Source organism: Micromonospora sp. KLBMP9576, assembly GCF_050941805.1.
In the GTDB taxonomy this organism is placed as follows: Bacteria; Actinomycetota; Actinomycetes; order Mycobacteriales; family Micromonosporaceae; genus Micromonospora.
Window position 1 is genome coordinate 3660001 of the sequence record NZ_CP194567.1, and the last position, 23875, is coordinate 3683875.

The following is a 23875-nucleotide window of genomic DNA, read 5'->3' on the forward strand; positions in this document are numbered from 1 at the left end:
CCACCAGCGCGGCGTACCCCGCCAGGGCGGCGGCCACCGCGACGGTGAGCAGCAGCAGCGGCGCCCCGCCGGGGACCCGGCCGCCGGCCACCGCCGCGAGGTCCACGGCCAGCAGCCCGAGGGCGGCGACCGCCAGCAGGCCAACGCCGGCGCCGGGCAGCAGCGCCCGGCGGTACCGGGTCAGGTTCTTCCGCGCGCCGGGCCAGGAACCGCCGTGGTACCGGTCGTGCACGGCGGCGCTGGCGGTGGCGACCGCCGCCGCGGCGGTGAGCACCGGCAACGCCGCCAGGGTCAGCGCGACGCCGAGCACGGCCAGGTCCGTGGCGTCGGTGAGCACGTCGCGCCAGTCGCGCCGGGTCGGCCCCGCGTCGGGTTGCGGGCCGGCGTCCGACGCCGCCAGGCGGCCGGCGTACGGCCCGGTGCTCCCCGCCGGCCCGGCGAGGTGGCGCGGCCTCATCCCTTGAGTCCGCTGGTGTTGATGCCTTCGACCAGCATCCGCTGGAAGGCCACGAAGAACAGGAACACCGGCAGCAGCGACAGCACCGACATGGCGAACATCGGGCCGACCGCGCTCTGGCTCGTCGAGTCGATGAACAGGGTCAGCGCCACCGGCACCGTGTAGTCCCCGAGGTCGGAGAGGAAGACGAGCTGGCGGAAGAAGTCGTTCCAGGTCCAGATGAACGAGAAGATCGCCGTGGTGACCAGCGCCGGACGGCTCAGCGGCAGGATCACGTGCCGGAAGATGCCGAAGGCGCTCGCACCGTCGATCTTGGCGGCCTCGTCGAGCTCGCGGGGGATGCCCCGCATGAACTGCACCATGAGGAAGACGAAGAACGCCTCGGTGGCCAGGAACTGTGGGATCAGCAGCGGCAGGTACGGCCACTCGCCGCCGACCAGGCCCAGGCTGCGGAACAGGATGTACTGCGGCACGATCAGCACGTGTCCGGGCAGCAGCAGCGTCCCGATCATGACGGCGAACCAGACGCCGCGCAGCCGGAACCGCAGCCGCGCGAAGGCGTACGCGGCGAGCAGGCAGGAGACCCCGTTGCCGAGCACGGTCAGCAGGCTGACCATGGCGCTGTTGAGGAAGAACCGGCCGAAGCTGAGGTCGAAGTTCGTCCACCCGTCGAGGTAGTTGCCGGGGGTGAGGTCGTTCGGCAGCAGGCCGGTGTTGTTGACGATCTCCTCCTGGCTCTTCAGGGACGTACCGATCATCCAGAAGAGCGGGTAGAGCACGACCGCGACGATCGCGATCAGGACGAGCAGGCGCACGGCCTGCCCGCCGCCCGAGCGGCGCCGGCCGCGCGGGCCGGTGGCCGCCGGGGATGCCGTCGCCGTCATCGGTCCTCCCCGTCGGAGTAGTGCACCCAGAACCGCCCGGTGCTGAAGAAGATCACTGTGATGATCGCGATGGCGAGCAGGAACACCCAGGCCATCGCGGAGGCGTAGCCCATCTCCAGGTCGGTGAAGCCGGTGATGTAGAGGTTCAGCGTGTACATCAGGGTGGAGTCGACCGGGCCGCCGGTGCCGTTGCTCAGCACGAAGGCGGCGGTGAAGCCCTGGAAGCCGTTGATGGTCTCCAGCACCAGGTTGAAGAAGATCACCGGCGAGAGCATCGGCAGGGTCACGGCGACGAACTGCCGCCACCGCCCGGCACCGTCGACGGAGGCCGCCTCGTAGAGCTCGGTGGGCACCTGCTTCAGGCCGGCCAGGAAGATGACCATGGGCGCGCCGAACTGCCAGATGGCGAGCACCATCAGGGTCTGCAGGGCCCAGTCGGGGTCGTTGACCCACGGCCTGCCCTCGATGCCGAAGACGGCCAGCAGCGAGTTGAACGCCCCCTCGCGGTTGAACATGTTCACCCAGACGATGGCCAGCGCGACGCTGCCGCCGAGCAGCGACGGCAGGTAGAACAGGCCGCGGAACAGCCCGACCCCGCGCCAGGCGCGGTTGAGCAGCAGGGCCACCCCGAGCGCCGCGGCCAGCTTCAGCGGCACCGCGACCAGGGCGAAGGTGAGCGTCACCCGCACCGAGTGCCAGTACGAGGGGTCGGCGGTGAACATGCGCTCGTAGTTGGCGAGACCGACCCACTGGATTTCGGACAGGGGGGTGAGGATGTCGTAGTCGGTGAAGCTCAGGTAGAGCGACAGGAGCATGGGTATCGCCGTGACGGCCAGCAGGCCGAGCAGCCAGGGCGACAGGAAGACGTAGCCGGCCAGACCGTCGCCGTGCCGGGCCCGCCCGACCCCACGCCTGCCGGCGGGGGTCGGGACGGATCCGGTACGTCGGGTCGGACCGGGCGCCGTGGTCAGGGCCACGAGCCGTTCCTCTCCGGAGCGTCGGGTCAGGCGATGGCGGACTTGCAGGCGGCGAGGAACTGCTCCGCCGCCTGGGCGGAGCTGACCCGGCCGTACTGGGCGTTCTCGGCGGCCTTGACCAGCTCAGACTTGACCTTGCTGTGTCCCTTGATCGGCACCTGCGGCGACTCGCCGAACCTCTGCGCCAGGTCGGACTCCACCTGGATCGACTGCTTCATCGCCGGGTCGGTGACGTCGTCGCTGACCACGCGACGCAGGTCCAGGTTGGACGGCAGGCCCCGGTCGGTGCCGAGCAGCTGCACGGCCTCGGGGTCGTTGACCAGGAAGTTGATCACGTCGACGGCGACGTCCTTGCGCTTGCTGCCCTTGGACACGGACCAGTACATGGAGGCACGGGCCCACTGGGCGCTCGGGTCGCCGGGGTAGGCGACGACGCCCAGCTCGTCCTTGGTGTTCTTCTTCAGCTCCGGCATCTGGTTGACCCAGACCCAGCTCGTGCCGGCCTTGCCGGTGACCACGAGCTGCTTGGTGATGTCGGTGGCGTTGCCCTCGTGGATGACGTCGGGGGTCGGGGTGGCACCCCGGTCGCGGGCGCCCTTCCACAGGTCGAACCACTTCGTCACGTCCTCGGCCGTGAAGCCGAGATCCTTGTCCTTGTAGAGGTCCTTGCCCTGCTGGCGCAGCCACACCCAGAACGCCTTGTAGTCGGCGCTCGGGTCCTGGGTGCCGGGCACCTTCGTCTTCTTCGCGACCTGCTCGGCCCAGGCGATGTGCTCCTCCCAGGTCATCCCGGTCCTCGGCTCGGGCAGGCCGTTCTTCGTCAGCAGCGTCCTGTTGTAGACCAGCCCCTGGGTGTTCTCCCCCGCGGCCACGCCGGCGAGCTTGCCGTCGACCATGCCGTACTGCCAGAGGCTCTTGGGGAACTTCGACACGTCGAGGGCGCCGGAGTCCCGGTAGGACGTCAGGTCGAGGGTGGTGCTGCGGGAGGCGTACTCGGCCAGGTAGTTGTCGTCGATCTGGAAGATGTCCGGCGGGCTGCCGCCGGCGGTGAGGGTGGCCAGCTTGTCGAAGTAGCCCTGGTTGGCCTGCCAGGTCTTCTCGAAGGTGACGTTCGGGTGCTTCTTCGTGTAGAGGGCGAGGGCCTCCTCGGTCAGCTTCCCGCGGGCGTCCCCGCCCCACCAGAAGATCGACAGCTTGACCGGGGCGTTCGGGTCGGCGCTGGTCTCCTCGCCGTCGCCGCAACCGGCGGCACCGAGGACCAGGGGCAGGGCGACGACCGTGGCGAGCAGGCCGCGGATCAGCCGCCGCCGGCGGACGGGGGTACGGTGAACGGGCACGGCGTATGTGCCGGTGGTGGGGGGCGTTGCGGGGTGCATGTGCGCTCTCTCCTTGGCGTTAGGAGGCGACGACGCCACCATTGGCCGCGGTCGGGCGACCCGGGCCCGCAAGGCGATGCGGGCCCGGGGTGACCAACTCGGCGTCGGGGCGGTTCCGACCGTCCACCGGCGCGGCGGCGGTCGAGTCGCGGATGACCAGTTCGGTCTGGAGCATTACCTGTGCGGTGGTGCGACGGTCGTCGCTCGTGACACCCCGGCCGCCCCGTGAGCCACGGGCGGCGACGGTGTCGTGTTGCAGGAGCATGTCGACGGCCGTCCGGCCGGCGGCCGCGTTGGGCGTGGCCACCGTCGTCAACTTGGGCCGGGTGAGCCGGCTCAGTGCGATGTCGTCGATGCCGACGACGCTGACGTCCTGCGGGACGCGCAACCCGGCGGCGTCCAGCCCCTCGATCAGGCCGATCGCCATCAGGTCGTTGTAGGCGAGCACCGCCGTGGCCCCGTCGCGGCGGACCTGGTCGGCGAGGGCCGCGCCGCCGGTCCCGGTGGGCTGGTTGGGCCCGAGCACCGTGAACTCGGCGCCGCCGGCGCGCGCCGCGACGCCGGCCGCCCGGCGGATCTCCCGGCTGGTCCACGAGCCGCGCGGCCCGCTGAGCAGCGCGATCCGCCGGTGGCCGAGGCCGAGCAGGTGCTCGACTGCCGACCGGGCGCCCTGGCCGACGTCCATGGTGACGCACGGCAGCCCGGCGACCTGCCGGTTTATCACCACCAGCGGCACCTCGCGGCTGAGCTGCTCGATCATGCTGTTGCTCATCCGCGGGCTGCACAGCAGCACCCCGTCGACCTGCTTGGCCAGCGCGTGGACCAGCTCCTCCTCGGCGATCGGGTCCTCGTTGCTGTCGGCCACGAAGACGTGGTAGTCGCGCTGGCGGGCCTGGCTCTCCGCCGCCTTGATCAGCGGCGGGAAGAACGGGTTGGCGATGTCCGCGACGATCAGCCCCACGTTGTGCGTGCGGCCGGTGATCAGGGCACGGGCGGCGCGGTTGGGCCGGTAGCCCAGCTCCTCGGCGCAGGCCAGCACCCGGCCCCGGGTGTCGGGGTTGACCAGGTGGGGGGCCGAGAACGTGCGGGAGACCGTGGAGATGTGCACGCCGGAGGCCCGGGCGACGTCTCGGATGGTGGCTGGCACGGGGGCCCCTTCGTCCAGTGTGGCTCGGATCACGTCAGGTGCCGCCAATTAATGCAAACGGTTGCGTCGGTGTCAACGGTCGATGATTGCGGAACTGTTTCGGTCGCGCTCCCACCAGGCGGCAGATGCCCATCAAACGGATCTATGCCACCGGTTTGGCATCGATCGTTGACGACGCCGCCCGGCTCATGGTTATTTCGCTGCAAACCTTTGCAGGAGTGGAACGGAGGCGGTCGTCATGCCGTCCAGCACCGGCCAGCGGGTCCGGCACGCCCTCGTGGGCACAGGATCCCGGGCCGAGATGTTCGTCCGGGCGCTGGTACGCGACCACGCCGACACCGCCGAACTCGTCGCGTTCGCCGACGTCAACCAGGCCCGCATGGACGCCCACAACCGGTGGCTCGGCGAGCTGGGGCACCCGCCGGTGCCGACGTACCGGGCCGGCGACCTGGCCGCCATGCTCGGCGAGGAGCGCGTCGACGTGCTGGTGGTGACGAGCGTGGACGACACCCACGCCGCGCACGTCGACACGGCGCTGCGCGCCGGCTGCGACGTCATCACCGAGAAGCCGATGACGACCGACGCCGCCGGCTGCCGGCGGATCCTCGACGCGGTCGCCGACACCGGCCGGCAGGTGCGGGTGGCGTTCAACTACCGCTACAACCCGCTGCACGAGAGGCTGCGCGAACTGCTCGCCGACGGCACCGTCGGCGAGATCGGCTCGGTGCACTTCGAGTGGCTGCTCGACGTGCGGCACGGCGCCGACTACTTCCGCCGCTGGCACCGCGACAAGGCGCACTCCGGCGGGCTGATGGTGCACAAGGCCGGCCACCACTTCGACCTGGTCAACTGGTGGCTCGACGCCACCCCCGTCGAGGTGTACGCCACCGGCCGGCTCTTCTTCTACGGCGAGGCCGGCCGCCGGCACGGCTACGCCCGCGACTACGACCGGGCGCACGGCTCCCCCGCCGCCGCCGACGACCCGTTCGCGCTGCGGCTCGACGCGCACCCGAAACTGCGCGAGCTCTACCTCGACGCCGAGGCCGAGGACGGCTACCGACGCGACCGCAACGTCTTCGCCCCCGGCGTGGACATCGAGGACGACATGGCGGTGCTGGCCCGCTACTCCACCGGCGCGACGATGACCTACCACCTCACCGCGTACGCCCCCTACGAGGGCTACCGGGTGATGGTCAACGGCAGCAGGGGTCGGCTGGAGCTGGAGGTCGTGGAGAGCGACCACGTCAGCCCGGCGTCCGCCGGCGCGCTGAAGGGCGCGGCCCTGCACGGCGACGAGGCCGCCGCCGAGGCCGGGCACGCCACGCTGACCCTGCGCCCGTTCTGGGCGCCGCCGCGGGTCGTACCCGTGTCCGGGCACCGCCGGGCCGGGCACGGCGGCGCCGACGCCCGGATGGCCCGGGTGCTGATCGGCGGCGAGCCGGACCCGATGGGGCGGGCCGCGACCGCCCGCGACGGCGCCCTCGCCCTGCTCACCGGGCTGGCGGCCAACCGGTCCTTCGTCACCGGAGCCCCGGTCCGGGTCGCCGACCTGCTCGACCTGCCCTGAGCCGCGAACCCTCCCGAGGAGCCCCGCCCGTGCCCACGACCGACCTGCTCTTCCCCGCCGACCCCGCGCAGCGCGCGGTGGCGCGGCGGCTGTACGCGCTGGCCGCCCCCCAGCCGATCATCTCCCCGCACGGGCACGTCGACCCGTCGATCCTGGCCGAGGACCGCCCGTTCCCCGACCCGGCGCGGCTGCTCATCGTGCCCGACCACTACCTCACCCGGATGCTGCTCAGCCAGGGCGTCCCCCCGGCCGACCTGGGCGTGCCCACCGTCGACGGCAGCCCCACGGAGACCGACGGGCGCAGCATCTGGCGACGCTTCGCCGCGCACTGGCACCTGTTCCGGGGCACCCCGTCACGGCTCTGGCTGGAGCAGACCTTCCGCGACGTGTTCGGGCTGCACACCCCGCTCTCCCCGGCCACCGCCGACGCCGTCTACGACGAGCTGGCGGCCCGGCTCGCCGAGCCGGAGTTCCGGCCCCGGGCGCTGTTCGAGCGCTTCGGCATCGAGGTGCTGGCCACCACCGAGTCGCCCCTGGACGACCTCGGGCAGCACGCCAAGCTCGCCGCCGACGGCTGGGGCGGGCCGGGCGGCCGGGTGATCACCACGTTCCGGCCGGACAACGTGGCCGACATGGAGTTCGAGGGCTGGGCCGCCAACGTGGCGCGCCTCGGCGAGATCAGCGGCGAGGACACCGGCACGTACGCCGGCTACCTGGCGGCGCTGCGCCGGCGGCGGGAGGCCTTCGTCGCGGCGGGCGCCACCTCGACCGACCACGGCCACCCCACGGCACGGACCCTCGCGCTCGGCGCGGACGAGGCGGCGCGGCTCTACGACCGGGGCCTGCGGGGGCTCGCGGACGCGGCCGACGCCGAGACGTTCCGGGCGCACATGCTGCTGGAGTTCGCCCGGATGTCGCTGGACGACGGCCTCGTCATGCAGCTGCACCCCGGCGCGGTGCGCAACCACAACCGCTGGCTGTACGCGCGGCACGGCCGCGACGTCGGCGGCGACCTGCCGCAGGCCACCGAGTACCTGCACGCGCTGACCCCGCTGCTGGACGCCTACGGCAACGACCCTCGGCTGCGGGTGGTGCTCTACACCCTCGACGAGTACACCTTCAGCCGGGAACTCGCGCCGCTGGCGGGCGGGTACGCCGCGGTGTACCTCGGCGCGCCCTGGTGGTTCCTGGACTCGCCGGAGGTGCTGCGTCGCTTCCGCGAGTCGGTCACCGAGTCGGCGGGCTTCTACAACACCGCCGGGTTCGTCGACGACACCCGCGCGTTCTGCTCCATCCCGGTACGCCACGACGTGGCCCGCCGGGTCGACGCCGGCTTCCTGGCCCGGCTGGTCACCGAGCACCGCCTCGGCGAGGACGAGGCCGCCGAGACCATCGTCGACCTGGCGTACCGGCTGCCGAAGAAGGTCTTCAAGATCGGAGAGAAGGTCCTGTGACTGTCACCGTCACCGCCGTCGACGTGCACGACGTGCGGTTCCCGACCGCCGCCGCCGGCGACGGCTCGGACGCGATCAACCGGGGCGACTACTCGGCCAGCTACGTCGAGCTGCGCACCGACGCCGGCGTCACCGGGGCCGGGTTCACCTTCACCAACGGTCGCGGCAACGAGCTGACCTGCGCGGCGATCCGCGCCCTCGCCCACCACGTGACCGGCCGCACCGTCGAGGGGATCTTCGCCGACCCGGTGGCGTTCTGCCGCTCGCTCAGCGCCGACGCGCAGCTGCGCTGGCTGGGCCCGGAGAAGGGGGTCATCCACATGGCCACCGGCGCGCTTGTCAACGCGGCCTGGGACCTGCGGGCCAAGCTGGCCGGCAAGCCGATGTGGCGACTGCTCGCCGAACTGCCCACCGAGGAGCTGGTGGCCAGCGTCGACTTCCACCACATCAGCGACGCCATCAGCCCCGACGAGGCGGCGGCCATCCTCGACAAAGGGCTGCTCGGGCTACCGGAGCGCCGCGCCGGGCTGCAGCGCGACGGATTCCCGTCGTACACCACCTCGGTGGGATGGCTGGGCTACCCGGACGACAAGGTCCGGGCGCTGACCCGGCAGGCGTACGCCGACGGGTGGCGGGCGATGAAGATGAAGGTCGGCGGCCCGCCCGCCGACGACCTGCGCCGGGCGCGGATCATCCGGGCGGAGATCGGGCCGGACGCGCTGCTGATGATGGACGCCAACCAGGTGTGGGACGTCGACGAGGCGATCACCAACATGGCCGCGCTGGCCGAGGTGGACCCGTACTGGATCGAGGAGCCGACGCACGCCGACGACATCCTCGGGCACGCCCGGATCGCGCGGGCGGTGACCGGGCTGACCGACGGCCGGTGCCGGGTCGCCACCGGCGAGGTGGCGGCCAACCGGGTCATCTTCAAACAGCTGCTCCAGGCCGAGGCGATCGGCGTGATGCAGATCGACGCCTGCCGGGTCGGCGGCGTCAACGAGGTCCTCGCCGAGCTGCTGATGGCCGCCAAGTTCGGGGTGCCGGTCTGCCCGCACGCCGGCGGCGTGGGCCTGTGCGAGTACGTCCAGCACCTGGCGGTCTTCGACCACCTGCGGGTCGGCACGAGCCTCGACGGCCGGATGGTGGAGTACGTCGACCACCTGCACGAACACTTCGTCGACCCGGTGCGCACGCGCGGGGGGCGCTACCTGCTGCCCGAGGCGCCCGGCTACAGCTCCACCATGAAGCCCGAGTCGGTCGCGCGGTTCCGCTTCCCGGACGGGCCGGTGTGGCGATGATCGCCGGCGCCGCCCGGCTCGGTCTCGGGACCCTGCGCCGGCTGCCCGTGGACAGCCGCCCGCTGCTGCACCCCGGCAGCGTGCCCGCCGGGATCGCGCACCTCGGGCTGGGCGCGTTCCACCGCGCCCACCAGGCCGTCTACACCGAGGAGGCGATCGCGCGGGCCGGCGGCGACTGGGGCATCGTCGGCGTGGCCCCGCGCAACCCCGACGTGGTGACGACGCTGACCGCGCAGGACAACCTGTTCAGCGTCACCACCACCAGCGCGCAGGGGCGGCACACCCGGGTGGTCGGCGCGCTGGCCGGCACGCGGCACGCCGCCGGCGACCCCGCCGCCGTGGTGGCGCTGCTGGCCGACCCGGCGATCCGGGTGGTCACCCTGACCGTGACGGAGAAGGCGTACCAGCTCGACCCGGTGACCGGGCTGCTGCGGCCGGACCCGCAGGTCGCCGCCGACCTGCGTACCGACCGGGCGCCGCTGACCGTCCCGGGCCTGCTGCTGCGCGGGCTGCTCGCCCGCGCCGCCGCGCAGGGCCCACCGCTGGCCCTGGTGAGCTGCGACAACCTGCCCGCGAACGGCCGCCGGCTGCGCGGCCTGGTCGAGCAGTCGATGGCGTACGCGGGGGTGCCGGAGCCGCTGGCGGGCTGGGTGCGCGAGCGGGTCACCTTTCCCGGCACCATGGTCGACCGGATCGTGCCGGCCAGCACGGCGCGGACCCTCGCCGACGCCGAGCGGGCGCTGGGGGTGGCCGACCTGGCGGCGGTGGCCGCCGAGCCGTACCGGCAGTGGGTCATCGAGGACGACTTCCCGGGCGGCCGGCCGGCCTGGGAGCGGGCCGGCGCGGTGCTCACCGCCGACGCGGAGCCCTGGGAGCGGCTGAAGCTGCGCGCCCTCAACGGGGTGCACTCGGCCGCCGCCTACCTGGGCGCGCTGGCCGGCCGGGAGACCATCGCCGACGCGCTGGCGCTGCCGCACCTGGACACGGTGCTGCGCCGGCTGGTCGCCGAGGACGTGGCGGCCAGCTTCACGCCGCCCGAGGGGGTCGACGTCGTCGCGTACGGCGAGCAGGTGCTGACGCGGTTCGCGAATCCGGCGATGCACCACCGCACCCTGCAGGTGGCGATGGACGGCTCACAGAAGTTGCCGCAGCGGGTCCTGCACACCATCACCGACCTGCGGGCCGCGGGGCGGTCGGCGCGCTGGGCCGCGCTGGTGGTCGCCGCCTGGCTGCGCTTCGCCCAGGGCCACGCCGACGACGGTGCGACCCTGCCGCTGGCCGATCCGCTCGCCGGGCAGATCCGCGCGGCGCTCGCCGCCGCCCCGGCGACCCCGGTGGGTGCCGTGGACGCGGTCTTCGCGCTGCGCGAGGTCTTCCCCGCCGAGGTGGCCGGCGACGACGAGGTTCGCGCCGACGTGACCGGGTGGCTGACCGCCCTGCAACGCCACGGCGTGGCCGCGACGCTGGCGGGTGCCCGGTGACGGACGCCGGGGCGGGACGGGCCGCACCGGCGTACCCGCGGACCGGCACCGGGTCGCCGCCGGCCGGCGCCGTGCCCCGGGTCGCCGTCGTCGGGGCCAACGGGCACGGGCGCTCGCACCGGCGGGTCATCGCCGCGTTGCACGCGGCCGGCCGGCTGCGGCTGGTCGCCCTGGTCGACGTACGCCCGATCGAGGAGGATCCGGCGGCGCCGGTGCCGGACGGCGCGGCGCGGCACACGGACCACCGGGAGATGCTGCGGACGGCCCGCCCGGACGTGGTGGTGGTCTGCACCCCGCCGCACACCCACCTGCCGATCGCCCTGGACGTGCTGGCCGCCGACGCCGACCTGCTGCTGGAGAAGCCGCCGGTGCTGTCCATCGCCGAGCACCGGGAACTGGCCGCCGCGCTCGACGCGTCGGGCCGGGCGTGCCAGGTGGGTTTCCAGGCGCTCGGCTCGGCGGCGCTGACGGAGTTGACCGACGCGGTCCGGGCCGGCCGGCTGGGCACCGTCACCGGCATCGCGACGGTGGCGGCCTGGCAGCGCGCCGACGCCTACTACGCGCGGGCACCGTGGGCGGGGCGGCGGACGTTGCACGGCCGGCCGGTGCTCGACGGCGCCCTGGCCAACCCGCTGGCGCACGCGGTCATGCAGTGCCTGGCGGTCGCCGAGGCGGCCGGGAGCGCGCCGGTGGAGCCCACCCGCGTCGAGGTGGAACGCTACCGGGTCCGGCCGATCGAGGTGGACGACACGGCGACCCTGCGGGTGTCGTCGCGCTCGGGGCCGCCGATCCTGGCGGCGGTGACCCTGGCCGGCGAGGACTTCGTCGCCGGGGAGGTGATCGTGACCGGCACCGCCGGGCGGGCGGTGCTGGAGTACCCGACCGACCGGCTGCTGCTGCCCGGCGACGCCGGCGCGCGCGAGGTGCCGGGCCGGCAGGGGCTGCTGGCGAACCTCCTCGACCACCGGGTGAACCCGGCGGTGCCGCTGATCGCGCCGCTGGCGCGGACCGCCGGGTTCACGGCGGTGCTGGAGGCGGTCACCGCCGCGCCGGAGCCGACGCTGCTGGGCGGCGATCTCGTCGCCGCCACGGGCGACGGACCGGAGCGGGTGCTGACCGTGCGCGGGATCAACCGGCTGCTGCGCCGGGCCGCCGACGAGGGGGCGCTGCTGTCGGAGCTGGCGGTGCCGTGGGCCGTCGGACCGCACCGCGCGGACCTGACCGCGGGGGGAACCGCAGCGGGCGGCAGCTGAGCCGCCCTCCGGGCGATGCCTGCAACAGACCTGCACGTGCCAGGCATTGACCGTCCTCTTGACCGAAACCTAACCTGAAGTCACCGGGGAAGCGCTTTCCAGGGCAGTTGACCTCCCCGTCGAGCCTCGCCGGACCCGGGCCCGCGGCGACGGCGCGACGGGTCCCGGTCACACCACGTACGTCCCGGCCCGCCCGGCGGGCCACGAACCGCGGACCACCACCCACCGCGAAGGAGAAGGACATCGTGCAACTGAGACGCACCCATCGGCGGGCCCTGGCGGCGGCCTTCACCGCCGGGGCCACCGCCGCCGCGCTGGTCGCCGGCCTTGCCTCGGCCGCCGCCGCCACCGTCTTCTCGGACGACTTCAACGACGGCGACGCCGGCGGCTGGTCGAAGTCCGGCGGCACCTGGTCGGTCGTCACCGACGGCTCCGGCGTGTTCCGGCAGTCCAACGCGGGCAGCGAGCTGACCCGGCAGTTCGCCGGCCAGACGAGCTGGACCGACTACCAGGTCCAGGCGCGGGTCAAGCCGCTGTCGTTCGGCTCGTCGAGCGCCCTGGTGGGACTGGCCGCCCGCTCGACCAGCAGCACGAAGATGTACCGGCTCGCCCTGCTCGGCTCCGGCCGGGCCGAGTTGCAGGCGGTCAACGGCAGCCAGGTCACGTCACTCGGCTCGGCGTCCGTGGGCGCCGCGGCCGGCAACTGGTACACGCTGCGCATCGAGGCCGCCGGCAGCACCGTCCGGGGCTTCGTCAACGGCACCCAGGTCGGCTCCGGCACCAGCGCCCTGGCCGCCGCCGGGCGGATCGGGCTGGTCACGGCGTACGCCAGCGGCAGCTTCGACGACGTGGCCGTCGACTCCTCCGGCGGATCCACCCCGACCACGCCGCCGTCGACCGCCGCCCCACCCACCACGCCACCACCCACCACGCCGCCACCCACCACGCCACCGCCGACGAACTGGCCCACCCCGACGGGCAACGTCAAGGTCGACGACACCATCCAGGTTTCGGACAGCCTGGACGGCGGGCTCAAGCGGTACTACGGCATCGGCGACGGTGGGCAGGGTGAGAGCCAGGACCCGATGTTCGTGCTCGCGCCCGGCGCCACCCTGCGCAACGTGATCATCGGCGCCCCGGCCGGTGACGGCGTGCACTGCGAGGGCGACTGCACGCTTACCAACGTGTGGTGGGAGGACGTCGGCGAGGACGCGGCGACCTTCCGCGGCGGCACCACGTACACAGTGGACGGCGGCGGCGCCCGTTCGGCCAGCGACAAGGTCTTCCAGCACAACGGCGCGGGCACCGTCCACATCCGCAACTTCCGGGTGGAGAACGCGGGCAAGCTCTACCGCGCCTGCGGCAACTGCTCCACGTCCTACCAGCGGCACGTGGTGCTGGACAACGTCACGGCGCGATCGACGGACGCCCTCGTCGGCATCAACACCAACTGGGGCGACACCGCCCGGTTCAGCCGGATCACCATCCTCGACGACCCGCAGCGTGAGACCCGGATCTGCGTGAAGTACCGGGGCGTGCCGAAGGGCAGCGAGCCCACCGAGATCGGCGAGGGCGCCGACGGCGTGAACTGCCTCTACTCCGCATCCGACATCACCTGGCGGTAGCCCGTACCCCGTGATCGGCGGCCCCGCGGACGATCCGGCCCGCGGGGCCGCCGCACGGGGTCACCCTTTTCGCGGGCGGACGACCGCGACGGTAGCGTGGCGCGACAGCACGGCCCGTGGGGCGGATCTCCGCCGCCGTGGCGCTCGCGATCGCAACCAGGAGGGTGCATGTCCCACGGCGACGACCCGTTCGCGGCACGCGAGGACGCGGCCTCGCGGCCGAACTTCGACCTCACGCTGCGCGGCTACGACAAGCGGCAGGTGGACCGCTACACCGAACAGGTCCTCAACGAACGCTCGGCGCTGGCCGCCGAGCGGGAACGGGCGTCGACCCAGCTACGCGAGCTGAACGTCGAGCTGCACCGGCTGCGGGCCGAGGCGGCCGAGTTGCGCGACCAGCCGGCCCAGCCGGACCGGGCCTCGTTCCGTGATCTCGGCCCGATGGTCGACCAGATCCTGGCCCTGGCCGAGAAGCAGGCCGGGGCCATCACCGACGCCGCCGGCCAGCGGGCCGCCGAACTCGAGGCCGAGGCCGAGCGGCTGCTCGTCGAGGCCCACGAGCACGCCACCACGACGCTGCGGGAGCTGGCCGAGGAGGCGACCACCCGGCGCGCCGAACACGACCGGGAACACGAGGAACGCCGTACCAACGCCCAGGCCGAGCTCGCCCGGATCCGGGAGGCGGTGGACCGGCTGCGCGCGGCCGGCGAGGCCGCCCACGAGCGGGCCCGGCAGGAGGCGCAGCGGATCGACGAACAGACCGCCCAGCAGGTCGAGCAGGCGCGCGTCGAGTCCGAGGCGTTCCTCGCCTCGGCCCGTACCCAGATCCAGCAGGAGGTGCAGGCGGCCCGCGCGAAGACCCAGCAGGAACTGGGCCAGTGGCAGGCCAGTGTGGAGCGGGAGATCAACGAGCGGCGGACCGCCACCGAGCAGGAGATCGCCGAGCAGCTCGCCTCCGCCGAGCGCGAACTCGGCGCCCAGCGCGCGGCGGCCGAGCAGGAGATCGCCACCCTGATCGCGGAGGCCCAGCAGTACGCGGCCCGGGTGCGCCAGCACGCGGACGAGCAGGCCGCGGCCCACCAGCAGCAGTTCGCCGCGGCGCAGCAGGGCCTGCGGGACCGGCGCGAGGCGCTGGCCCGCATGCAGTCCGAGTTGGACGCCGCGCAGCAGCAGCTCGCGCAGGCGCGGCAGGACAGCGGTAGCACCGCGACCGAACTCGCCGAGGCGCAGCAGCGGCTCGCCGACACCCGGCAGGAGCTGGCCGACGAACTGCACCGCCTCGACGAGGCACGGCGGGCCGGCGACTCCGCCGAGCAGCACGCCAAGGACGTCCGGGCCCGGGTCAAGCGGGAGGCGAAGCGGGTGGCCGACCTCGCGGCGGCGGCGGTCATGGCGGCCGCCACGGGTGGCGGCGAGACCGCCGAGTACCCGCAGATCGCGACCCGGGCGCGCAACGACCGGCCGGCACCGGTGGTGCCCGCCGCCGACGGGCCGGTGCCGCAGGAGGCCGGCGACGCGGTCGCGTCCCCCGGTGACCGCGACCAGGCCCCCGCCGGCGGGCCGGTACCACAGCCGGCGAACCAGGTGGTGGTCGCCGGCTGACCCTGGCGGCGCCGGCGGTGACCTACACTTCCTCGCGGTGGGCGGTAGCGCAGAGGTCGTCGCGTTTCCCTCTCAAGGAAGAGGACGCCGGTTCGAATCCGGCCCGCCCGCCGCACGCGGGCCGTAGCGCAGCGGTCGTCGCGCCCGGTCTGCAAAACCGGGAGGACGCCGGTTCGAATCCGGCCGGCCCGCACCCGACGGAACGGGGACGCCGAAATGGAACGACGCCGGGAACGGGAGAGGCACCTGCGGCTGCTGGGGTATGCCTCCCCGCCCGCCATGGTCGCCGCCGCCACCGCCCGTCGAGGCGTCGGCGACTGGCGGGGCGCCTGCGCCGCGGCGGCCGTCGACACGCACGTCGACCTGCGGGACGTGGCCGCCTGGTACGGCGCCGACGAGGCCGCCCGCGTCGAGGACGAGCTGCGCGCCCTCGCCCCCGACCTGCTGCGCCGCTTCCTGCCCCGCACCGCTTCGCTGGCGCTGCTGCCCCGGGCCACCGTGGTGCTCTCCCGACTTATCCGACCGGGCAGTCGGTCGCCGGGCCGGGGCGACGCGCTGCTGGTGGTGACCCTGCCGCCCACCGATCACCATCCGCAGCGAATCGAGCTGCGGGTCACCAACAGCCGCAGCCTGCGGGGCCGGTGGCACGACCTGCCGGACTGGTGCTGGGACGCCGACGCTGTCGCCGCCCGCCGCTGGGCCTACGGCGCCTCGGCCGGCCGGATCGCCTGGCATTCGCCCGACGGCCGCCCGCACCCGCAGGGCGGCACGGCCGCGGCGGTGTCCACGGGCGACCCGGGGACCGCCGACGACCGCGCGCGGCAGGTGGAGACGGTGGCCGCGCTGCTGGCGGCCCGGCGGCCGGTGGCGGCGTACGAGGCGGCCGGTCTCGCCATCGATGCGGACGCGCTCCGGCAGCAGTCCGCCTGGTTGCTGCCCGTACTCGCCGCGCACGCGCCGGCGCTGCCCGTGCTCGCCGAGGAGACCCGCCGGCTCGCCCACCGCTACGGCACGGCGACATGGTCCAGCCAGGACGGTCGGCTCGCCGTCGAGGTCGCCACCGACGGCCGGCTGACCGTCCGGCCGGAGGGCCGGTACGTACCCGCCGCCGGACCGTACGTCTTCGGGGTGCCCGCGCCGGCCGACGTGGCGCTGCTGCGCTGGGGCGACCTGGCCCCGGACGAGCTGCACCCGCTGGTGCATGAGGCGTTGTTCCCCGAGCGCACCCAGGCGTGGCGGGCCCCGGAACCGGCGTCCGGCCCACCGATGCGGATCCGGTGCGGGCGGGACTGGCATCTCGTCCAGGTCGCGGCCGGTCGCCTCGCCACAATGCACACCGACGAGGAGTTGCGCGGGGAGTTCCTGCTCGCCGGGCTGGGCGGGTCGATCGGCGGCTGCGCGGCGGCGGTGCGCGCCTGGCGTACCGGGGCGAAGCCGGTGCCGAAGGAGATCCGCAAGCTGCGACGCGACCTCTTCGCCCGCGCGTTCCACGGCGACACCGACGGGTTGCTCGCGCTGCTCGCCGACGGCATCGACCCGGATTTGCGCGACAACCGGGGTGGCACGCTGATGCACTGGCTTTCCTGGGTGGACCACCAGCGGGTGCTGCCGGCGCTCGTCGCGGCCGGGCTCGGCCTGGACACGCCCGACCGGGAGGGGCAGACCCCCCTGCACGCCGCCGCCCGCGCGCTGGCCACCAAGGTGATGGAGGTCCTGATCGCCGCCGGGGCCGATCCGGACGCGGTGGACGAGCAGGGCCGCACCGCCGCCCGTCTGCTCGCCGCCGTCCGGAGGGAAACGACCTGAGGGGAGGCGGTCGGTTGTCGGTGGCCTTCGGTAGGCTCCCGCGCGGCGAGGCCGTAGCGCAGAGGTCGACGCGCCTTGACGGCAAGCTGGAGGACGCCGGTTCGAATCCGGCCGGTCTCGCCACCCACCTCCCACGAAGGAGCGCCGTGCCCGTCGATCACGCCGAGCTGGCGGCCTGCCTGGCCGTCCTGGCCCGACTCGACGACGCCGACCTGGAGGCGGCGACCCGCCAGGAGCTGGAGCGGGCGGTGAAGGCCGCCCACCGGGGGGTCAAGCGGCGCGCCAAGGCCCGGCGGGACGCCACAACCCGAGCAGCGGACCGCGCACTGCTGGCCGGCGCCACCCGCTTCCACACCGAGATCCCCGATCCCGCTCCGCCGGCAGCCGGCCCCACGCCACCGTCCGAGGTCGACCTCGCACCGTCCAATGCCGGGACCGCCCCGGCCAACGCCGATCCGGCAGCGTCCGGTGCCGACGTACCGGCCGGCGCGGACCCCCCGCCCGGTGCTGACCCCGGCCCAGCCGGGCGCGGGACGCTGCGCCGCGCACGACACTGCTACGTGTGCAAGCAGCCCTACCGGCGGGTGGACGTCGACTACCACCTGATCTGCCCGCCGTGCGCGGCGGAGAACCGCGAGCGGCGCCATGCCCGCTGCGACCTGACCGGCCGCACCGCCGTGGTGACCGGCGGCCGGGTGAAGATCGGCTTCCACACCGCGCTCAAGCTGCTGCGTGACGGCGCCGACGTGATCGTGACGACCCGGTTCCCCCGCGACGCGGCCCGCCGCTTCGCCGCCCTGCCGGACGCCGACGACTGGGCGGGCCGGCTCTACGTGCACGGGCTGGACCTGCTCGACCTGGCCGGCGCCCTCGACTTCGTCGCGCTCGTCGGGCGCCGCTTCGCCGGGCTGGACATCCTGATCAACAACGCCGCGCAGACGCTGCACCGGCCGGCGGCCTACCATCGGGAGGTCCGCGCGGCCGAGTCCGTGGCGCTGGAGGGGCCGGCGGCCCGGATCGCGATCGGTGCCGCGCCCGCCACCGCCACCACGGCCGGGCTGCCGGCGGGGCTGGACGCGTTCTTCCCCGCCGGCCAGACCGACGAGACGGGTCAGCCGCTCGACCTGCGCGAGGTCAACTCCTGGGTGCTCAGCGACGCCGAGGTCAGCCCGCACGAGTGGTTGCAGGCGCACGTGGTGAACGCCTTCGCGCCCTTCCTGCTCACCTCCCGGCTGCGCCCGCTGATGCAGGCCAGCGCCCACCCACGGCGGCACGTCGTGCAGGTCTCCGCGATGGAGGGCAGCTACGCCCGCTCCGGCAAGACGACCCGGCACCCGCACACCAACATGGCCAAGGCCTCGCTCAACATGCTGGTCCGCACGGTCGCGCCCGACTACCTGGCCAGCGGCATCCACATGAACAGCGTGGACACCGGCTGGGTCACCGACGAGCGGCCGCACCCGGGCAAGACCGCCCAGCGGGACCTCGGGTTCCGCCCGCCACTCGACGTCATCGACGGGGCCGCCCGGGTCTACGACCCGATCGTGCGCGGCGTGCGTGGCGCGCCGGTGAGCGGCCAGTTCCTCAAGGACTACCGGAGCGTGCCCTGGTGACCGACCCGACGCCGGTGCGCTGCCCGGCCATCACCCACCCCGACGCCGGCCTCGCCGACCCCGGCGACTTCGATCCGCTGCTGGTCCGCCTCGCCGTGCCGGACGCGGTGATCGCCCCCGAGGAGTTCCCCCGCGGCACGGTGCAACCCGACGGCCGACTGGACCTGTGCAAGCAGGGCCTCGGCCCGGTGCAGACCGCCCGGATCGTGGCCGCCGCGGCCGGCTCCCCGCTGGTGCGGCACCTGCTGCTGGGCACCAACGCCCTCGGCGCCGACGGCGCCCGGGCGGTCGCCGAGGCGCTGCGTCCGGGCCACCACCTCCAGACGCTCTACCTGGGCTGCAACCGGATCGGCCCGGAAGGGGTCGGCGCGCTGGCCGACCGGCTGGCCCGCGACGACACCGTGCGGGCGCTGTGGCTCAAGCGCAACCCGGTCGGCGACGAGGGCGTGCGCCGGCTCGCCGACGCGCTCGCGGTGAACTCGACCATCCGCACGCTCGACCTGGTCAACGTCGGCATGGGCGTGCCGGGGCTGACCGCCCTCGCGGCAGCGCTGACCGCCCGGGAACGACCCGTGCGGCGGCTCTTCCTCGGCGGCAACGGCTTCGGGCCGGATGCCGTGCCGGTGCTCGGCACGCTGATCCGCGCCGCCGGCGTCCGGGAGCTCTACCTGGCGGCCAACCACCTCGGGGACGCTGGCGCGGCGGCCCTCGCCGAGCTGGCCGACGGCGTGGAGCTGACGCTCGGGTTGGGCGGCAACGGGATCAGCCCGGCCGGCGTCGCCGCGCTGGCCCGACATCTGGGGTCCTGGCGGGCGCTCGATCTGGCCCGGCCACCGTCGGAGCGGGCCCTCGGGGCGCGTGGCAACGTGGTCGGCGACGAGGGCGCGGCGATGCTCGCCGACGCGCTGCCCGCCGCCCGGCTGCGCCGGCTGGACGTGCGGCGTACGGAGATCGGCGGGCGGGGCGCCCGGCGGCTGGTCGAGGCCATCGAGGGCCACCCGAGCCTGGAATACCTGGGCATCAACGGCGGCGTGCCGCGCCGGCAGCGCCGCCGGGCCGCCGCGCTGCTCGCCGAGCGGCCGGTCGGCGCGCCACACGAGGACATCCAGGCGATCGCGAGCGTCTACCGGTGAACCCGCCCGTCATCGACGAGATCCGCACCTGGCAGCGCGTCCGCCGGTACGCCGTGCCCGCGTCGATGATCGAGGCGTGCACCGCCGCCCGGGAGGCCGGCGACTGGCGGGCCGCCTGTGCCGCGGGGCGGATCGACGTGGCGTTCGACCTGGCGGGGGTGGCCCGGGAGCACGGCCGGGCCCGGGCCGGCCGGATCGAGGCGGACCTCGGCGTGCTCGCTCCGGACCTGCTGCGCTGGCATCTGCCGCGGGTGCTCGGCGGGCGCACCAGCCTCGCCACCCACCAGCAGTTCCTGCTCTGCGCGGCGGCGGGGCGCCTCGGCGACGACGACGTCGCGCTGGTGCTGGAGACGCCGAAGACCGTCGACGGGTCGCAGCGGCTGCGGTTGACCGTCCGTCCCGTGCGGGCGGACGAGGACGGCTTCCGGCCGGACCTGCCGCCGGCCTGCTGGAGCGCTTCGCACGTGGACGATCTCGTCGGCGCGTACGGCGGCTCGCCGGCCCGGCTGCCCGGCTTCGAGGCCGACGGCGCCTTCCGGCCGTTCGAGTCGTACGCCACGACGGTCGACCCGGGCGACCCGGCGAGCCGGGCGGAGGTCTTCGACCGGCTCGTCGCCGGCGGCGAGGTGCTCCGGGCGTGGGCCGTGGCCGGCGTCGACCTGGATCCGGCGGTCCACGGCCTCGACCACGGTGTGGCGGACGCCGAGCGGGGTCGCCTGGTCCCGCTCGGGCTGGACGCCGAGCTCGCCCGGCTCGAGGCCCGCTACGGCGTCGACCAGGTCATGATCGGCTCGCGGTGGCAGCTGGTGGCCGAGGCGCACCGGCGGGGCGACGGCTCGGTGGCCGCCTCGTTCGTCCGCTACGACCGGCGGCACTTCACCCGCCCCCGGTTCGCCACCCTGGTGCACGGGCGGCCCGCCGACCTGGACCTGCTGCGGCACGGCCTGCTCGACCCCGCCGAGCTGCACCCCCTGGTGCGCCGGGCCCTGTTCCCGGCGACACCGCCGGTGGCCGGCTCCGCCGCACCGACGACCCCGCCGCTGGCCCGCTCCGCCGCGCCGACGAGCGGCCGGGCCCCGACGGCCGGCGGGGCCGCCCGGGCACCGGATCCGCGGCCGGTGACGACGCGACCGACGGGGACGGGGGCCGTGGGACCGGCGACGCGGCTGGCGGCGGCGTCGGGGCTGCAGGTGAGCGTGCCGGTGCGCTGCGGGAGCGAGTGGCACACCCTCCGGCACGGCGACGGCCGGCTCGACCCGGTCTCGCACACCGCCGAGGAGGTCGCCGCGGAGGAGCTGCTGCGCGTCCTCGGCGGGCGGTCGACCGGCTGCTTCGCGGCCGTCCAGGCGTGGCGGGGCGGCGCCGTCCGGCTGCCCCGGCCGCTGCGCGAGCTGCGGCGCGACGCGCTGCTCCGCATCCAGCACGGCGGCGCGGCGGCCCTGGCCGCCCTGCTCGACGCGGGGCTCGACCCGAGGATGACCGACGGCCGGGGCGGGACGCTGCTGCACCACCTGCGCGCCGTGGAGGACGTCGCGCTGCTGCGGCGGCTGTGCGACGCCGGCGTCCCGGTCGGGGCGCGGGACCGCCGGGGACGCACCGCCCTGCACGTGGCCGTGGGCGACGGCGGCAGCCCCGAGCTGGTCCGCGCGCTGCTGGCGGCCGGCGCCGATCCGCACGCCCCGGACGGGGACGACCTCACCGCCCGCGACCTGGCGGAGGGGAAGGCGAGCATGTACGACGACGACGGGGACGACGTGTGGCCGGTGTTCGAGATCCGGGACGTGCTGGCCGAGTGGACGAGCCGATGACGGCGGTGGTGCGGGCGCTGGCCGCGGCGGACGACCTCGTCGCCGCGACGCGGGCGTGGCGGACGGAGCCGGCCGCCGATCCGAAGGTCGAGGCGCTGGCCCTGGCGGTGTCGGCGAACCTGCCCGTGCTGCTGTGGGGCGAGCCGGGCATCGGCAAGTCCGCGGTCCTGCAACAGCTCGCCGACGGGCTGGGCCTGCCGCTGGAGACGGTCATCGCCAGCGTGCACGAGCCGTCGGACTTCGCGGGGCTGCCGATCGTCGGGGACTCCCCCGCCACCGACGGGGTGCCGATGGCGCCGCCGGACTGGGCGGTGCGGCTGACGCGTACCGGCTCGGGGTTGCTCTTCTTCGACGAACTCTCCTCGGCGCCGCCGGCGGTGCAGGCGGCGCTGCTGCGCGTCGTGCTGGAGCGCCGGGTCGGCAGCCTGTCACTGCCGCCGTCGGTGCGGATCGTGGCGGCGGCCAACCCGCCGACCAGCGCGGCGGACGGCTGGCACCTCGCACCGCCGCTGGCGAACCGGTTCGTGCACCTGCACTGGACGCACGACGCGCGCACCGTCGCGCGGGGCCTGGCCGGCACCTGGCCGGCGGTGGCGGTGCCGGCGGTCCGGCCCGCCCGGGCCGCCACGGCGCTGGCCCGGGCCCGGGGGGCGGTCGCGGGCTTCCTCACCGCCCGGCCGGGGTTGACCCACCACCTGCCCGCCGACGCCGAGGCCCGGGGCGGCGCCTGGCCGTCCCCGCGGACCTGGGAGATGGTGCTGCGACTGCTCGCCCTGCACCACGCCGCCGGGACCGGGGCGGAGGCGCTGGCGCTGGCCGTGATCGGCGCGGTGGGCGACGGCGCGGGGCTGGAGTTCGTCACCTACCTGGAGAACCTGGACCTGCCCGACCCGGAGCGGGTGCTCGCCGACCCAGGGGCGTTCCGGCTGCCCGAGCGGGGCGACCGGCAGTTGGCCTTCCTCACCGCGGTGATCTCGGCGGTGCAGGCGAAGGTCGACCGGTCGCGCTGGGAGGCCGGCTGGGTGGTGCTGGGCAAGGCGGTCGAGGCCGGGGTGCCGGACGTCGCGGCGCGCGCCGCGATGGACCTCGCGGCGCTGCGCGACCCCTCCTGGCCGGTGCCGCCGGCCATCCACGCCTTCGCCGAGGTGCTGGGGCTCTCGGGGCGCCTGAGCGGATGAGCCCCGACGGTCCCCGGCTGGACCGGACGAAGCTGCTCGCGGCCCGGTTCCGGGCGGCGCAGGACCGGCCCTACCTGGCCACCGCGCTGTACAGCCTGACCGTGGTCGAGGCCCCGCACGTGCCCACCATGGGAGTGGACCGGCGGTGGCGCTGCCACGTGTCACCGGACTTCGTCGACCGGCTGCCGGTGCCGCAGCTCGCGGCGGTGTGGATCCACGAGGTCGCCCATCTGCTGCGCGAGCACCACGGCCGCGCCGACCGCCTCCCGGCGGGGTCACGACACGACCATCACCGCGTCAACGTCGCCCAGGACTGCGAGATCAACGACGACCTGCTGGCGGACCGGCTGCCGCTACCGGCCGACCGGATCGAGCCGGCGACCTTCGGGCTGCCGGCGGGCCTGCTGTTCGAGGCGTACCTGTCGCTGCTGCCCGCGCACGTGCAGGGCGACGGGGCACCCGACTGCGGTTCCGGGGCGCATGGTCTGGACCGCCCGTGGGAAACCGGCGGCGCGGGTGGGGTCAGCGCGGTGGAGGCGGGGGCGATCCGCCGGGAGACGGCACATGCGGTACGCACCCACGTGCGTGGCCGGGGCGCCGTCGCCGCCGGCTGGCAGCGGTGGGCCGCCCTGGTGCTCGAACCCCGGGTGGACTGGCGGCGGGCGCTGACCGGCGCGGTGCGCGAGGCCGCCGCCTGGGCCAGTGGCGCGGTCGACTACACCTACCGGCGCCCCTCGCGGCGCTCGGCAGCCCTGCGCCCGGTGGTGCTGCCCAGCCTGCGCCGGCCGGTGCCACGGGTGGCGATCGTGGTGGACACGTCGGGCTCGATGGGGGAGGCGGAGCTGGCGGCGGCGCTCACCGAGGTCTCCGGGGTGCTGCGGGCCGTCGGCGTCGGCGGCAACCGGGTCACCGTGCTCTCCTGCGACGCGGCCGTGCACGTCGTACGGCGGGTGCACACCGTGGGCGAGGTGCGGTTGGCCGGTGGCGGCGGGACCGACATGCGGGTCGGGATCGAGGCCGCGCTTGCGGGCCGGCCGCACATCGTGGTGGTGCTGACCGACGGGTTCACGCCGTGGCCGGCCTCGCCGCCGGAGTCCACCCGGGTGATCGCGGGGCTGATCGGTGCCGGCGCGCCGCAGCCACCGTCCTGGATCACCAGCGTCAGGATCGACGACTGACCGCTGTGGGCAGACCGCGCGGGCGACCCGTCGGG

General features: G+C 74.8%; 18 protein-coding genes and 3 tRNA genes (1 of these 21 cut by a window edge). 16 read left to right on the forward strand and 5 right to left on the reverse strand.

The features are described from left to right. The 5 genes in view from ACQ452_RS16425 to ACQ452_RS16445 are tightly spaced (at most 26 nt apart) and all read right to left on the reverse strand, a layout consistent with a single transcriptional unit that may run on beyond the window. Nucleotides 1-457: the 5' portion of a hypothetical protein gene (locus ACQ452_RS16425; protein ID WP_433385226.1), read on the reverse strand. The gene continues 236 nt to the left of window position 1, outside the view; 457 of the gene's 693 nt are visible here — the first part of the coding sequence; the start codon lies at nucleotides 455-457; its stop codon lies beyond the left edge, outside the window. Next, the gene (locus tag ACQ452_RS16430) at nucleotides 454-1341 is read right to left on the reverse strand and encodes a carbohydrate ABC transporter permease (RefSeq protein ID WP_433385229.1); all 888 of its coding nucleotides are present in this window, start codon (nucleotides 1339-1341) and stop codon (nucleotides 454-456) included. The genes ACQ452_RS16425 and ACQ452_RS16430 overlap by 4 nt, the downstream gene beginning before the upstream one ends. After that, nucleotides 1338-2318 (reverse strand): carbohydrate ABC transporter permease, encoded by a 981-nt coding sequence (locus tag ACQ452_RS16435; protein ID WP_433385232.1) that lies wholly within the window; start codon nucleotides 2316-2318, stop codon nucleotides 1338-1340. Before ACQ452_RS16435 ends, ACQ452_RS16430 begins: the two co-directional genes overlap by 4 nt. Before the next feature lie 26 nt (nucleotides 2319-2344). Continuing rightward, nucleotides 2345-3694: an ABC transporter substrate-binding protein gene (locus ACQ452_RS16440; protein WP_433385235.1), complete on the reverse strand. Its 1350-nt coding sequence runs from the start codon at nucleotides 3692-3694 to the stop codon at nucleotides 2345-2347. Between the two features lie 19 nt (nucleotides 3695-3713). Continuing rightward, entirely contained in the window at nucleotides 3714-4841 is a 1128-nt protein-coding gene (locus ACQ452_RS16445; protein ID WP_433385238.1) for a LacI family DNA-binding transcriptional regulator, read from the reverse strand. Between the two features lie 238 nt (nucleotides 4842-5079). Between ACQ452_RS16445 and ACQ452_RS16450 the strand changes: the two genes are divergently transcribed. From ACQ452_RS16450 to ACQ452_RS16525, 16 genes are all read left to right on the forward strand, one after another. Beyond that, nucleotides 5080-6408 (forward strand): Gfo/Idh/MocA family protein, encoded by a 1329-nt coding sequence (locus ACQ452_RS16450; protein ID WP_433385241.1) that lies wholly within the window; start codon nucleotides 5080-5082, stop codon nucleotides 6406-6408. A gap of 29 nt (nucleotides 6409-6437) precedes the next feature. Next, nucleotides 6438-7862, forward strand: coding sequence for a glucuronate isomerase (uxaC, locus tag ACQ452_RS16455; RefSeq protein ID WP_433385244.1), 1425 nt, complete (start codon nucleotides 6438-6440; stop codon nucleotides 7860-7862). Continuing rightward, the gene (locus ACQ452_RS16460) at nucleotides 7859-9163 is read left to right on the forward strand and encodes an enolase C-terminal domain-like protein (protein ID WP_433385247.1); all 1305 of its coding nucleotides are present in this window, start codon (nucleotides 7859-7861) and stop codon (nucleotides 9161-9163) included. Before uxaC ends, ACQ452_RS16460 begins: the two co-directional genes overlap by 4 nt. Continuing rightward, entirely contained in the window at nucleotides 9160-10644 is a 1485-nt protein-coding gene (locus ACQ452_RS16465; RefSeq protein WP_433385250.1) for a mannitol dehydrogenase family protein, read from the forward strand. The genes ACQ452_RS16460 and ACQ452_RS16465 overlap by 4 nt, the downstream gene beginning before the upstream one ends. Beyond that, nucleotides 10641-11897, forward strand: coding sequence for a Gfo/Idh/MocA family protein (locus ACQ452_RS16470; RefSeq protein WP_433385253.1), 1257 nt, complete (start codon nucleotides 10641-10643; stop codon nucleotides 11895-11897). The genes ACQ452_RS16465 and ACQ452_RS16470 overlap by 4 nt, the downstream gene beginning before the upstream one ends. A 245-nt stretch (nucleotides 11898-12142) precedes the next feature. Next, nucleotides 12143-13522, forward strand: a complete 1380-nt coding sequence (locus tag ACQ452_RS16475; protein ID WP_433385255.1) for a pectate lyase — start codon at nucleotides 12143-12145, stop codon at nucleotides 13520-13522. A gap of 168 nt (nucleotides 13523-13690) precedes the next feature. Next, nucleotides 13691-15124 (forward strand): hypothetical protein, encoded by a 1434-nt coding sequence (locus tag ACQ452_RS16480; RefSeq protein ID WP_433385258.1) that lies wholly within the window; start codon nucleotides 13691-13693, stop codon nucleotides 15122-15124. Between the two features lie 38 nt (nucleotides 15125-15162). Beyond that, nucleotides 15163-15235: transfer RNA gene (locus ACQ452_RS16485), tRNA-Glu, on the forward strand. Between the two features lie 6 nt (nucleotides 15236-15241). Then, nucleotides 15242-15316: transfer RNA gene (locus ACQ452_RS16490), tRNA-Cys, on the forward strand. 24 nt (nucleotides 15317-15340) lie between these two features. Further along, nucleotides 15341-16930, forward strand: coding sequence for an ankyrin repeat domain-containing protein (locus ACQ452_RS16495; RefSeq protein WP_433385261.1), 1590 nt, complete (start codon nucleotides 15341-15343; stop codon nucleotides 16928-16930). A 47-nt stretch (nucleotides 16931-16977) separates the two neighbouring features. After that, nucleotides 16978-17053: transfer RNA gene (locus tag ACQ452_RS16500), tRNA-OTHER, on the forward strand. A 23-nt stretch (nucleotides 17054-17076) separates the two neighbouring features. Further along, nucleotides 17077-18543, forward strand: a complete 1467-nt coding sequence (locus tag ACQ452_RS16505) for an SDR family NAD(P)-dependent oxidoreductase (protein ID WP_433385264.1) — start codon at nucleotides 17077-17079, stop codon at nucleotides 18541-18543. Then, nucleotides 18540-19676 (forward strand): gala protein, encoded by a 1137-nt coding sequence (locus tag ACQ452_RS16510; RefSeq protein ID WP_433385267.1) that lies wholly within the window; start codon nucleotides 18540-18542, stop codon nucleotides 19674-19676. The genes ACQ452_RS16505 and ACQ452_RS16510 overlap by 4 nt, the downstream gene beginning before the upstream one ends. Next, nucleotides 19673-21484, forward strand: coding sequence for an ankyrin repeat domain-containing protein (locus tag ACQ452_RS16515; RefSeq protein WP_433385270.1), 1812 nt, complete (start codon nucleotides 19673-19675; stop codon nucleotides 21482-21484). Before ACQ452_RS16510 ends, ACQ452_RS16515 begins: the two co-directional genes overlap by 4 nt. Further along, on the forward strand, nucleotides 21481-22662 hold the full coding sequence (locus tag ACQ452_RS16520; protein WP_433394191.1) for an AAA family ATPase: 1182 nt from the start codon (nucleotides 21481-21483) through the stop codon (nucleotides 22660-22662). Before ACQ452_RS16515 ends, ACQ452_RS16520 begins: the two co-directional genes overlap by 4 nt. Continuing rightward, nucleotides 22659-23840, forward strand: a complete 1182-nt coding sequence (locus ACQ452_RS16525; RefSeq protein WP_433385273.1) for a vWA domain-containing protein — start codon at nucleotides 22659-22661, stop codon at nucleotides 23838-23840. The genes ACQ452_RS16520 and ACQ452_RS16525 overlap by 4 nt, the downstream gene beginning before the upstream one ends. The last annotated feature ends 35 nt before the right edge of the window (nucleotides 23841-23875 follow it).